The organism is Christiangramia gaetbulicola, assembly GCF_003054225.1.
GTDB lineage: Bacteria > Bacteroidota > Bacteroidia > Flavobacteriales > Flavobacteriaceae > Christiangramia > Christiangramia gaetbulicola.
Window position 1 is genome coordinate 793,544 of the sequence record NZ_QBKQ01000001.1, and the last position, 13,579, is coordinate 807,122.

Sequence of the window (13,579 nt, forward strand, 5' to 3'; positions counted from 1 at the left end):
CAGAGAAATATTAAGTTTGCACGCTGTTAATTTTATAACAAAATGCAGATTTTTAGGGAGAAAGAACCACTTATACAGGCCATTCAGAAGATTAAATCTGAAGGAAAAAGCGTTGGATTGGTTCCAACCATGGGAGCACTACATGAGGGTCACCTTTCTCTTGTAAGTAATGCCCTTAAAGATTCAGACCAGGTAGTGGTGAGTATTTTTGTAAATCCCACACAGTTTAATAATCCTGAAGACCTCGAGAAATATCCCCGCAATCTTGAAAAAGACCTGGAGCTTTTAAAGACTCAGGATGGTGATATCTGGGTTTTCACCCCTACCGCAGATGAACTTTATGGTGAGAAGATACTTTCAGAAAGTTTTGACTTTGAAGGTTTGGAGTCGGTCATGGAAGGAAAATTCAGGAACGGTCATTTTGACGGAGTTGGAACGGTAGTAAAACGCCTGTTTGAAATTATAACTCCAGACAAGGCTTTCTTTGGGGAAAAAGATTTTCAGCAGTTACAAATAGTACGAAAACTTACCGAAAAGACCGGATTACCGGTGGAGATCGTGGGTTGCCCGATTTTGAGAGAAGATTCTGGCCTTGCAAGGTCTTCAAGAAATGAACGTCTAAGTAGCCAAAATCGAAAAAAAGCGGCCTTTATTTATGAAACCCTCAAGGAAGTTGAACAGCTATTTGGCACAGAAAGTGCAGATTACATTTCAAAATGGGTAGAAAATAAATTTAAAGACCATCCAAACCTGGAATTGGAATATTTCGAGATCGCCGATTCCAAAACATTGAAAAAAATTACTAAAAAAGAAAAAGGGAATAATTACAGGGCTTTTATTGCAGTTTATGCAGATGAGATTAGGTTAATCGATAATATCGCCCTGAACAATTAAATTAAAAAATGCAGATTCACGTAGTAAAGTCTAAAATTCACCGGGTAAAAGTAACCGGTGCCGATTTAAACTATATTGGAAGTATTACTATTGACGAAGACCTGATGGAGGCGGCCAATATTATTGAAGGAGAAAAGGTACAGATCGTAAACAATAACAATGGTGAACGCCTGGAAACCTACGTTATTCCTGGTCCTCGTAACACCGGAGAGATCACCCTGAACGGTGCGGCTGCAAGAAAAGTTGCCAAAGGTGATATCCTTATTATTATTTCATACGGAATTATGGACATGGAAGAAGCCAGGAACTTCAAGCCATCCCTTGTATTTCCAGATGAAGAAACAAATCTTTTGAAGTAGATCACTTTTGAACAAAAAGCTCATTAGAATACTAAAGATCAGTATCCCCTTATTTTTGGGGATTTTTTTGGTCTGGTATTCTCTTAGTAGCTCTACTCCAGAAGAGCGGCAGCAATTATGGCAAAGCATATTAGACGCCAATAAATTCTGGATCATAGTATCCTTTCTTCTGGGTACCATATCACATTTCTCGAGGGCCTATAGATGGAAATATATGCTCGAGCCAATGGGATATAAGTCTTCCCAGGCTAACAGGTTTATGGCGGTAATGGCCGCTTACCTGGCCAATTTTGGGATTCCGAGATCTGGTGAGGTTCTGCGAGCAGTTACCCTCACTACCTATGAAGACATTCCTTTTGAAAAGGGATTTGGAACCATTATTTCTGAAAGGGTAGCCGATCTTCTTATTTTAATGCTGATCGTAGGAGTTGCCCTGATCTTCCAAACCGATGACCTGCTGGCTTACCTGCAGGACCAGAACATCGACCCGCTGAATACATTTTTTATTTTCCTCGGACTCGTTGGGATCATCATCCTGGGACTAAATATAGTACGCCGTTCTAAATGGCTACCATTCCAAAAAATTAGAACCCTGGCTAAAGGCCTTTTGGAAGGAATGAAAAGTATCCTGAAAATGGAACAGAAATGGGCCTTTATAGCTCATACTGCATTCATCTGGACATTATATTTACTTATGTTCTTTGTGATCCAACTTAGCATTCCTGAAACCAGTAATACCCCGATCGGAATTATCATGGCTGCATTTGTGGTTGGTTCTTTCGCGGTTTCCGCAACCAATGGAGGAATAGGCGTTTATCCCCTGGCCGTTGGTGGAGTTTTGATGTTTTTTGGCGTACAGGAGCATGCTGCTGAAGCCTTTGGATGGATCTCATGGGCCACACAAACCGCTGTAGTCCTGCTATTTGGGGGATTATCCTTTATATTATTACCACTTTTAAACAATAGGAAATAATAATTATATTGTAGGTCCGAAATCAATACGACACCTATGAAACGATTATTACTTTTGCTAATGGCAATCCTATTGCCGTTGGCCAACTTTGCGCAGATAAAATACGAAAGTTTATCTTCCCAGAAACTTGGTGAGACCAGGCAGATCAAGATCCAGCTACCCAGAAATTACGAAGAGAATTTAGAAAAACGCTACCCTGTAGTTGTTGTGTTAGATGGTGATTATTTATTCGAGCCCGTAGCAGGAATGGTAGACTACTACTCCTACTGGGAAGACGCTCCAGAAATGATAGTAGTGGGAATTAACCAGGACGGCATACGCACCAAAGACACCTATTATTCTGAACAAAATTTCCTTCCGGAAGGTAAAGGAGCAAAATTCTTTGAATTTATCGGGATGGAGCTACTGGCACAATTAGACCAGAAATATCGCACGGCGAATTTCAGGATCATTGTGGGCCATGACTTTACTTCTAACTTCATTAATTATTATTTACTGAAACAGAATCCTATTTTTCAGGGCTACATTAACCTGAGCCCCGATCTGGCACCTCAAATGGCCGACAGAATTACCAGTGCCCTTAATACTGCTGAATCCAGGAAATGGTATTATATGGCCACGGCAAGTTCAGACATCCCAAACTTAAAGGAAGACATCCTAAGCTTTGACAATAAGCTGAAAGGCCTAGAAAACGAAATGATAGCCTACACTTTTGATAATTTTGAAGATGCCACGCATTACTCCCTGGTAGGAAAGGCAATTCCTTCAGCCATACAGAGTATGTTCGAGATCTACAGACCTATCTCAACGAAGGACTACAACGAAAAATTACTGCAAACTTCGGTTTCCCCTTCTGAATTTCTCGCCAAAAAATATACTTCTATTGAAGAATTATACGGCATTAAAAAGAAGATCAGCCTGAACGATTTTATGGCGGTTTACAAGGCTATTGAAAAGACCAGGAACTGGGAAGAATACAAAAATCTTTACAAAATGGCTCACGATCACTACCCGGGCACTATGTTAGGAACTTTCTTTGAAGCACGTTATGAAGAAGAGACCGGAAATCCTAAAAGAGCCATGAGGATCTACCAGAATGCTTACGGGCAGGAAAAGATAGCTTTCCTTGATTCAGATTTTATGCTTGAAAAAGCCGATGCGATTAAAAAAGATTTCGGTTATTAGCACAAAATCGATCAGTTAAATGGCCAAGGTTAAGACCACTTATTTTTGTCAGAAATGCGGAGCTCAATATTCTAAATGGCAGGGGAAATGTAACTCCTGTGGTGACTGGAATACCATAGTTGAAGAACTGGTGCAAAAACCAGATCCAAAGGACTGGAAGACCACCGCAAAAAAAGAAGCTAAAAAGGCTGCCAAACCATTACTGATCGCCGAGATCGAGAACACCCCGCAAAACCGGCTTAATACCGGTAATAATGAACTGGACCGGGTTCTTGGCGGAGGCCTCGTACCTGGTTCACTCACCTTGCTTGGTGGCGAACCCGGAATTGGAAAAAGCACCCTGTTATTACAGATATCCCTAGGACTTAAATTCCGGGTATTGTATGTTTCAGGAGAGGAAAGTCAACAACAGATTAAGATGCGGGCAGAACGTATCAATCCAAATCCTGCGAATTGCTTTATCCTCACCGAGACCAAGACCCAGAATATTTTCCGTCAGGTAGAAGAAGTAGAACCAGAAGTGGTTATTATCGATTCTATACAAACACTACACAGCGATTATATTGAAAGTTCTCCCGGCAGTATTTCCCAGATTAGGGAATGTACCGCCGAGCTCATAAAATTCGCCAAGGAAAGCAATACCCCGGTCATTTTGATTGGCCATATTACCAAGGAAGGGAGTATCGCCGGTCCAAAAGTATTGGAACATATGGTAGACACGGTGCTTCAATTTGAGGGTGACCGTAATCATGTTTACAGGATCCTTAGAGCCCATAAGAACCGATTTGGATCTACCCATGAATTAGGAATTTACGAAATGCAAGGCAGCGGACTTAGAGAAGTCACAAATCCATCTGAGATCCTTATCTCCAAAAATGACGAGGACCTGAGTGGGACGGCCATCGCTTCCACCCTGGAAGGAATGCGCCCGTTAATGATAGAGATACAGGCATTGGTAAGTACCGCTGTTTATGGAACTCCACAGCGCTCTACCACGGGATATAACGCGAAAAGACTTAACATGCTGCTAGCAGTACTGGAAAAAAGAGCCGGTTTCAGACTTGGAGCAAAGGATGTTTTCCTGAATGTGACCGGAGGAATAAGTGTAGACGATCCTGCAATAGATCTTGCGGTGATCGCGGCCATCCTTTCGTCTAATGAAGATATCGCCCTGGAAAAAGACACCTGCTTTGCTGCAGAAGTTGGCCTGGCTGGGGAAATAAGACCGGTAACCAGGATTGAGCAACGCATCCTTGAAGCTGAAAAACTAGGTTTTGCCTCCATTATGGTTTCTAAACAAAGCAAGATCCCGAAAGGGAATTTCAATATTAGGATCATTAAGGTCGCCAAGATCGAAGATGTGGTATCCCACCTTTTTGGCTAATTTCAGCTTTTAAATTCCGAAGAAAAAAACCGGTCTCGAACCCTTCAGAAGTTATCGCGACCGGTTTAGAATTTACCTGGAAACCTAATTAAGGCGCAGGATTAGGAATTGCGTTGTGGATCTCATCTATTTCTTTCAGGATCTCCTCAGAAAGAACCACATCTATACTTTGAATATTTTCATCTAATTGCTCGATACTGGTTGCGCCAATAATATTACTGGTCACAAATGGCTGCTGATTTACAAAGGCAAGCGCTAAGTGGGTAAGACTCATATTGTGAGCATCTGCCAGCTCTTTATATTTCCTGGTCGCTTTTACAGATTCTTCGTTGGAATATCTCTTATACTGCGGGAAAAGACTTAACCTGGTATTTTCCTTGATTCCATCAAGATGCTTTCCACTTAAAGTTCCCATTCCTAAAGGAGAATATGGAAATAGACCCACATTTTCACGGTGTAAAATCTCGGTGAGACCTACCTCATCTTTTCTGTTCAGAAGGCTGTACGGGTTTTGAACCGTTACCGGTCTAGGCAATCCATTATTCCTGCTTTCTTCAAGGAAACGCATTAAGCCGAAGGGAGTTTCATTGGAGAGTCCTATCTGCCTGATCTTACCCTGCTTTACAAAGTCATTCAGATTTTCCAGTGTTTCCCTGAAATTATCTTCCCATTCCTCATCTTCAGAATGCGTATATCCTAACTGACCGAAGAAATTCGTATTCCGGTCTGGCCAGTGTAATTGGTAAAGATCTATATAATCTGTTTGAAGTCTTTTCAGACTCTTATGAATGGCATCCTCCATGGCTTCCTTATGAAAACCAAGTTTTGGTCTTACATGAGAAACCATATCTGAAGGTCCGGCGATCTTTGACGCGATAACCACATCTTCTCTTCTCCCGGTCTTTTTGATCCAGGTGCCGATGATACTTTCTGTGCTTCCCTGGGTTTCCGGGCGTGCAGGAATCGAATACATCTCAGCCGTATCAATAAAGTTAACGCCTTTATCCAAAGCGAAATCTATTTGCTCGTGCCCTTCAGCTTCGGTATTCTGTTGTCCCCAGGTCATCGACCCAAGGCATATTTTACTAACTTTTATATCTGTATTAGGGAGATTGGTATATTTCATATTCGGTTTTTCATTAAAGCTGCAATTTAGGATAATTAGGCCGGTACTAAAACCCGGAAAGCATCGATAATCCTTATACGAACGATCATGTTTAAATATGATAAAATGATTTTTTGATATCTTAGATAAAACCTACCTTTAGGTGAAACAAGAAATGATTAGCCAGACGGCAGAAGAAATTAAACAGAGAGGATGAAGAAAATAGCCATTTTAGGACCAATTCCCAGAGATACGATCTTAACTCACAAGAAGGAAACCATTAAGAAATATGGCTGTGCGACTCATCCCGCGATCGCTTTGGCGAAACTTATGAAAGATACCGGCGAGGTGAAGATCATTTCTCATATCCACAAAAAAGATCTCGAGCCTATCAAGGAACTGTTTTCTCCATATTCTAATATAGATGTTAGCGGGCTGGACAGTAAAAGAGATCGTGGCACCGTGATCGAATTGAATTTTCTGGATCAGAATAACCGCCTCGAAAAGCAAACAGCTTTTATGAACCCTATTTTACCGGAAGACGTTGAGCCTTTCCTTGATTCTGATGCTTTTGTTTTTGTGCCTATCACAGATTTTGAAATTTCTCTCAGTACCCTTCAATTCATTAAAAAAAATAGCGAAGGGCTTATCATTTTTGACGCCCATGGCCCAACCACGGCGATGAACATCAATGGAAGCCGTGAACGTAAGTTCTGGATAGACCGTGACGAATGGTTGCCTTATATAGATGTGCTAAAAATGAACCTGGAAGAATCTATGTGCTGCTGGTTTAAAAATGAATATGATATAGATGAAATGGGACATTATGATGAGGAAAACACCGAACATCTCGATGATTTCGCGGAATATGTTCTGAATAAAGGTGTAAAGGTTCTATATGTGACCCTGGATTCCCGTGGCTGCGTTGCCTACACCCATAAGAATGGAGAAATAAATACTGAATTTATCCCATCAGTTCCGGTAGATGAAGTTATTGACACTACCGGATGTGGAGATTCCTTTGCCGGCGGACTGGCTTATGGCTTCGCCTATCATAACGACCCCATCATTGCCGCCCAATACGCCAATACGCTTGGCGCCATGAGAACACAAGGCAAAACCTATGAAGTTTTTAAGGATCTTAAAGAGACCGAAAAGATCATCAGGGAAAACTATTCCCTATCTAAATGATCTAACTGTTCTCATTCAGCAATTTGGTGATCTCATCCAGTTTTGGAGTAAGGATCACTTCTATTCTTCTGTTCTTGGCTTTTCCTGCTTCAGTAGTATTTGGAGCAACCGGCGCAAATTCGCCTTTTCCTGCCGCCGTTAGATTCTGAGGATCTATACTCGCATTCTCTCTTAATATCTGAACAATAGAAGTAGCTCGCTTCGTAGAAAGATCCCAGTTGTCTTTTAACTGTCCGCTGCCACCATAAGGCACATTATCTGTATGACCTTCAATAAGCACTGCTATATCGGGATTTTGAGCCAGTACAGCACCTAATTGCTGCACCGCTTTTATACCTTCAGAATTTACAGACCAGCTTCCAGATTCAAAAAGCAGTTTGTTCTCCATAGAAACATACACTTTTCCATTCTTTTGCTCAACACTCAATCCCTTGCCTTCGAAATTTGTAAGCGCGTTGGAAACTGCATTTTTAAGAGCATTCATCTTGGCATCTTTTGCTGCGATAACACTTTCAAGCTCATCTATTCTTTGAGATCTTACGGCAAGATCCTTCTCAAGTTTTTCCAGCCTGTTCTTTTCCTGAATCAGGGCAGCTTCCTTTTCATCTAATTGTGCCAAAAGCTCCCTGTTCTGTCTAGAATTCTCGGCGATGGCAGCAGAAGAGTTCTTCTCTAAAGCATCATAAGAACTTTCAAGGCTGTTATAATTCTTCTGTAAGGCCTCCAGTTTCTGCATTAACTGGTTACGCTCTGTGGTCAAAGTTCCATAATCGGTTTTTAAAGCTGATAATTCAGAACTAAGGTCCTTATTAGAACTTCTGAATTTTTCAAGATCTTCATTCATGCTTCGGTTCTCGCGTAGGAGGTTAGCATTCCTGCTTTCCAGCTCTCCATATTTTTTGGAGGATACACATGAGGTTACCGAGATCAATATTGCTAATAAACCTAAAACTTTAATTTTCATAAGGAAGTATTATTCGATTTCTACTAGAACGGGACAATGGTCACTATGGTATGCTTCAGGCAAAATAACTGCCCTTTTCATTCTTTCTTTTAATGGTTCGGCGACAAGATTATAATCTATTCGCCAGCCTTTGTTGTTGTTACGAGCATTAGCGCGGTAGCTCCACCAGGAGTAATTATCTGGCTCATCATTAAAATGACGGAAGGAATCTACGAAACCGCTCTTCATGAACCCGTCTATCCAGGCTCTTTCCTCCGGAAGAAAACCAGAAGTGTTCTTCAACCTTACTGGATCATGAATGTCTATAGCTTCATGGCAGATATTGTAATCACCGCAAATCACAAGATTGGGGATATCCTCTTTCAGCTCATCTATATATTCCTGAAAATCGTCCATGAATCTGAACTTATGCTCCAGTCTTTCAATATTAGTACCAGATGGCAGGTACAGGCTCATCACTGAAAAATCTTCGAAATCTGCACGAATACTTCGCCCTTCAAAATCCATGTATTCTATCCCGGTACCATAGGCGATATTCTTTGGTTCAGTCTTGCTTAGAATTGCAACACCGCTATAACCTTTTTTTGTAGCCGGATACCAGTAATGGTAAGGATAGCCTGCATTTTCAAAATCTGAAAGGTCCAATTGCTCGGGATAAGCTTTTATTTCCTGAAGACAAACAACATCTGGATTCGCTTGTTGCACCCAGTCTAAAAATCCTTTGCGTATTGCCGCTCGAATACCGTTTACATTATAGGATATAATGGTCATGAAAGTTCAATTTTTCCCAAAAATAAGGCTATCTGAACTAAATCCAAGAACAGTTCGAAAATTGTAGATAAATAGATCTATTTGACAATAAAACGCTTGACCTTTCCAAAATCACGGGTTCCAACTCTTACCAGGTAAACACCCGGCGCGGCATAAGACATATCGAGGTCGTATACATAAGCATCACCATCGTTCACGATCTGGTTCTCGATCAATTTCTGACCTAAAGTGTTATGAACATATATTCTCAAAGGTTCTTCGAAACTGCTTTCCATCACTACTCTGTACTGACTGTTGCCAGATGAGATCACTACAAGTTCAGCTTCATTCAGTACAAAATCTTCTACATCTAAAGTACTGTCTATGATATTCACCGAATAATCGTGGGTAGTACCATAGGTCATTTGAGAACATGGATCATTAAGATCTCCAGCAAAGCTAGTGTCTCCGGCTCTTATTCTTAGTAAATGCTGACCAAGTTCAGCATCTGCCGGAATACTGAAATCATAAGAAAAGGCAGGACCTGCCTCCGGAATAATTTCAGAAGTAATAAGTCTTTCCTCATCTTCAAAGACCGCGTTGTCATTGAAATCTATCCATAGTGAGAATTTCTCTACATCATCTTCAGCGAAATTGGTCTTTACGGTTACTGTAAAGGTTCCATCTGCCCGGTCCAGATCTGTAGAACCTCCACTAAAATCTATATACCCGGTGGTACATGGTATTCTTTCATTTAAAAACTCACCCAGCTCGAAATAGAATATTCCATCTCCTGCAGAACAATCAGATCCATCTGGGATACAATCCAGATTCAGCACAGCTTTTGTTTCTGAATCATTGGTTGTATCAAAATCATCCACCAGGTTTGTTCGTGCCTTCAGGATATATCTCCCTGATGCCGAAAGATCAGCGGTTTTATCGAAAGAATAAAAGGCTTCTTCCCCAACCCCGATCACATTATTGTAAGTCTCTCTAATTACAGAATTATTCCCAACCTGGTAGCTCACAGGAATATCCTGCTGAGGCTCTCCTCCAAAATTCTCGATAGTAACGGTGACTGTTTCTGTAGAATTCAGACCTTCTGAAGTAAAAGGCGAATCTATGGAAGTGATACCAACATCTCGCGGAGGCAGGTTCTTAACCTGCGTATCTAAAGCGTCATTATTTGGGTTCGCATCGTTTTCAAGATTTGTGGAAATAGTAACGGTATAGGTTTCTCCAACTTCTGAAAGATCTGCCGTGGTTTCGAAGGTATAAGTAGCCGAGGATTCTGGCGCTATTATTTCGTCGAAGGTTTCGGTAACTGTAGCACCACCATTAATAGTATAACTCACTTCAAATCCAGATTGCGGGTTCAAGCCAAAATTTCTTACTTCAATACTTATTTGTTCTGAAGCGGTTAAGGTTGCGTTTTGCGGACTCGCTAAAGCAACTGCTCCAACATCATTACCCTCTGTAGCCGAAAAGCTGAAAACACCTACTTTATTCAATCTATCTGATCCCTCAAAATATTCGGCGTTATGCCAGAAGGTGATACCATCTACTGGATCTATACTTAGGTGCGCATAATCTCCATATCTACCTTCAGGTCTTGGCTGTGGACTCTGACCCTCCACTATAGATTGCTCCTCGATGGTCATTACCCCTAAAGGATCATTCGAATATCTTCCCGTATATCTTATAGATGGAAAAACTGGATTTCGAGGATCATCGTTCACCACAGTGAAACCTAGCCCAATATTCCCTCTTATATCTATTCCTATACTCCCGCTGAATCTATCACTGCCATCTGGCGCATAGGTTCCTTCCTGGTAAACACTCCATGGCTGGCCATCTGCCTGCTGGCGTAGCTCATACCAGCGAATCCCGGCATGCTTGGCAGCAGAAGGTTCAACATCGACCACGAAATTCATGACCACAGAATTATAATTTTGAAATCTCCTGTACATCGTCATGTACATCATAGCGCCCTGAAGCGCATCTATATCTACTCCACCACCAGGCTGAGCAAGATTTTCAAATCCACCACCGTCAAAGGTTGCGGTAAAAGGGGAGACACCGCTGGTGATCTCCTGGCTTTCTGCAATAGTAGAAGCCCCTGGATTATCCCAATCTACATTGATGTTCCATATTTTTAAATGGTCCTGGTTCACACCTGCCCATTCATCATCCTGTAGATAAATAATTGGGGCATTTCCCGGAGGAGGTAGATCCTTACCTATCACGCTAAATCCTGCAGGACTGTAAAAACCATTATTTCTTATCCCCGGTAAAGGGAAACCAAGAATCCTTACATCATCAGCCCCCTGGAGCATTTTATCTCTTTCCAGAACATAAACTATCTCCTTACCCTGAGGTTCAAGAGCGTCTTTGTTCGTTGTAATATAATATCCGTCTCTCCATAAAGAGATCTTAGGGTAATCTGGCAAAGCTTCAAGGTCGAAGCGATAGGTATACCAGCCGCTGTTTACCGGATCTGGTCCCTGTGCCACCGCGAATAATAAGGCGGGTGGTGTGGGAGAATCGAACTCGGCACTAAATTGCATCAAAATGAACCGGTCTGCAGATTCATCATAAAATACTATAGGATCTCCATCTGCCTCGTTAGTGAAAGCACCGCCGATACTTGGCAGTGAGGAGGCTGGAATAATATTATTTCCCTGCTTGTCCCATATAGCGAATTCAGAATTCCATGCATTTACATAATGATCTCTTCCAACTGCCCCGGTAGGATCAGATGGGGTAGAACGGGTGACCGCAGCATCAAAAGTTAGTACTGGAGACTTTACCTGGATCTTACCCATTTTCTTCTGTAATGCAGGATTTTCTGTCTTAGGGAGACCTTTCCCGGGAACTACTTTATTGATGCCGCGATTACGTGGATTGTATAATTTAGGCTTCTTTAACGAGGGGATCAAACTCTCTTTAGATAAAGGCCCAGATTTCATAACGCTGGCAGAATCTATAAATGCAGGTCCTGTGATCTGGTTGACTTGAGCGTTCGAATTAAGATGAAAAACAAAGCTGATTATAAGTAGGTAAAGTAATTTTTTCATCATTTGTTGGTATACTACAATAATTCTCTAAAAATAGGCATTATGATAATAACTGAAATAAAAAAGGCAATTAATAAATCAATTGCCCTTCTTAAATTATTCATAAATCCCTGATGATCAGGATGCAAAATCCTTCATCCAGGTTTTAAAGTCAGTTTCTTTTCTAATTAAAGCATCAAGCTCTTCGATCTTAACCCTTTTCTGTTCCATACTGTCACGGAATCTAACGGTCACCGAGTTATCTTCAAGAGAATCGTGATCTACGGTGATACACAACGGAGTTCCAGCGGCATCCTGACGACGGTATCTTCTACCAATCGCATCTTTTTCATCATACTGTACTGTGAAATCCCACTTTAATTCATCCACGATCTTTTGAGCAAGTTCCGGAAGTCCGTCTTTTTTAACCAATGGCAAAATAGCTGCTTTGGTAGGAGCCAGTACTGCCGGTAATTTTAATACGGTTCTGGTATTTCCATCTCCCAGGTCTTCTTCTTTCAACGATGCTGAAAGAACTGCCAGGAACATCCTGTCCAGACCAATCGAAGTTTCGATCACGTAAGGAACATAATTTTCCTTTAATTCAGGATCATAAAAACGAAGTTTTTTACCTGAATGCTCTTCATGTGCTTTAAGGTCGAAATCTGTCCTTGAGTGAATCCCTTCCAGTTCTTTAAATCCGAATGGGAAATCGAATTCTATATCTGCCGCGGCATTCGCGTAATGCGCTAGCTTTTCATGATCATGGAAACGATAATTCTCTTCTCCAAGACCTAGTGATTTATGCCATTTTAGTCTTGCTTCTTTCCACTTCTCATACCACTCCAGTTCTTCACCTGGGCGTACAAAAAATTGCATCTCCATTTGTTCGAACTCACGCATTCTGAAAATGAACTGCCTGGCAACGATCTCATTTCTAAAGGCTTTTCCTATCTGGGCAATCCCGAATGGGATCTTCATTCTTCCTGTTTTCTGAACATTTAAAAAGTTCACGAAAATTCCCTGAGCAGTTTCAGGACGCAGGTAAAGATCTGTAGCTGTATCTGCAGAAGCACCTAATTTGGTACCGAACATCAGGTTGAACTGCCTAACTTCAGTCCAGTTCTTAGAACCTGTCTCTGGATCTGCGATCTCCAATTCTTCGATCAACGCTTTCACATCGGCCAGATCTTCATTGGTTAAAGAACGGGCCAAACGCTCCAGGATCTCTTTCCTTTCGCCAAGATATCTTTGTACACGAGGATTGGTTTCCTTATACATTTCTTCATCGAAATCCTCACCAAAACGCTTTTTCGCTTTCGCGATCTCCTTTTCAGCCTTCTGAAGCAACTTTTCGGCATGATCTTCTACCAGAACATCTGCACGGTATCGCTTTTTGGAGTCTTTATTGTCGATAAGTGGATCGTTAAAAGCATCAACGTGACCTGAAGCTTTCCAGGTAGTTGGATGCATTAAGATCGCGGCATCGATCCCCACGATGTTCTGATGCAGTTGCGTCATGCTTCTCCACCAGTATTCCTTGATGTTTTTCTTTAGTTCGGCTCCATTCTGCCCGTAATCATAAACAGCACTTAAGCCGTCATAGATTTCACTGGATGCGAAAATGTACCCATACTCCTTGGCATGGGATATTACGTTTTTAAAAAGATCTTCTTGTTTTGCCATGGCGCAAAAATAAAAAAACCGCCTTGAATAAT

Annotated in this window: 11 protein-coding genes; 6 read left to right on the forward strand and 5 right to left on the reverse strand. The window is 41.4% G+C overall.

Annotated elements, in window-relative coordinates:
• The first annotated feature begins 42 nt into the window (after positions 1 to 42).
• Genes panC through radA form a run of 5 tightly spaced genes read left to right on the forward strand, consistent with a single transcriptional unit; the run spans position 43 to position 4,795 of the window.
• On the forward strand, positions 43 to 894 hold the full coding sequence (gene panC, locus C8P64_RS03620; RefSeq protein WP_108170677.1) for a pantoate--beta-alanine ligase: 852 nt from the start codon (positions 43 to 45) through the stop codon (positions 892 to 894).
• 8 nt (positions 895 to 902) lie between these two features.
• Positions 903 to 1,253 carry an aspartate 1-decarboxylase gene (gene panD / locus C8P64_RS03625; RefSeq protein ID WP_108170678.1) on the forward strand — a complete coding sequence of 117 codons (351 nt, stop codon included), beginning with the start codon at positions 903 to 905 and terminating at the stop codon, positions 1,251 to 1,253.
• 55 nt (positions 1,254 to 1,308) lie between these two features.
• Positions 1,309 to 2,226 (forward strand): lysylphosphatidylglycerol synthase transmembrane domain-containing protein, encoded by a 918-nt coding sequence (locus C8P64_RS03630; protein ID WP_245889652.1) that lies wholly within the window; start codon positions 1,309 to 1,311, stop codon positions 2,224 to 2,226.
• Between the two features lie 36 nt (positions 2,227 to 2,262).
• Positions 2,263 to 3,411, forward strand: coding sequence for an alpha/beta hydrolase (locus C8P64_RS03635; RefSeq protein ID WP_108170680.1), 1,149 nt, complete (start codon positions 2,263 to 2,265; stop codon positions 3,409 to 3,411).
• Between the two features lie 19 nt (positions 3,412 to 3,430).
• Positions 3,431 to 4,795 (forward strand): DNA repair protein RadA, encoded by a 1,365-nt coding sequence (radA, locus tag C8P64_RS03640; protein WP_108170681.1) that lies wholly within the window; start codon positions 3,431 to 3,433, stop codon positions 4,793 to 4,795.
• Between the two features lie 88 nt (positions 4,796 to 4,883).
• On the opposite strand, the gene C8P64_RS03645 is transcribed toward radA, so the two are convergent.
• Complete coding sequence (locus C8P64_RS03645; protein WP_108170682.1) at positions 4,884 to 5,921, reverse strand: NADP(H)-dependent aldo-keto reductase; 1,038 nt, start codon at positions 5,919 to 5,921, stop codon at positions 4,884 to 4,886.
• A 192-nt stretch (positions 5,922 to 6,113) separates the two neighbouring features.
• Between C8P64_RS03645 and C8P64_RS03650 the strand changes: the two genes are divergently transcribed.
• The gene (locus C8P64_RS03650; RefSeq protein WP_108170683.1) at positions 6,114 to 7,091 is read left to right on the forward strand and encodes a carbohydrate kinase family protein; all 978 of its coding nucleotides are present in this window, start codon (positions 6,114 to 6,116) and stop codon (positions 7,089 to 7,091) included.
• Position 7,092: 1 nt separating this feature from the next.
• Here C8P64_RS03650 and C8P64_RS03655 read toward each other — a convergent pair whose 3' ends face one another.
• The 4 genes from C8P64_RS03655 to C8P64_RS03670 form a co-directional block, all read right to left on the reverse strand.
• Positions 7,093 to 8,055, reverse strand: coding sequence for an OmpA/MotB family protein (locus C8P64_RS03655; RefSeq protein ID WP_108170684.1), 963 nt, complete (start codon positions 8,053 to 8,055; stop codon positions 7,093 to 7,095).
• A 9-nt stretch (positions 8,056 to 8,064) separates the two neighbouring features.
• Entirely contained in the window at positions 8,065 to 8,826 is a 762-nt protein-coding gene (locus C8P64_RS03660) for an exodeoxyribonuclease III (RefSeq protein ID WP_108170685.1), read from the reverse strand.
• Between the two features lie 77 nt (positions 8,827 to 8,903).
• Complete coding sequence (locus C8P64_RS03665; RefSeq protein WP_108170686.1) at positions 8,904 to 11,885, reverse strand: T9SS type A sorting domain-containing protein; 2,982 nt, start codon at positions 11,883 to 11,885, stop codon at positions 8,904 to 8,906.
• 114 nt (positions 11,886 to 11,999) lie between these two features.
• Complete coding sequence (locus tag C8P64_RS03670; RefSeq protein ID WP_108170687.1) at positions 12,000 to 13,547, reverse strand: glycine--tRNA ligase; 1,548 nt, start codon at positions 13,545 to 13,547, stop codon at positions 12,000 to 12,002.
• Positions 13,548 to 13,579 lie beyond the last annotated feature (32 nt).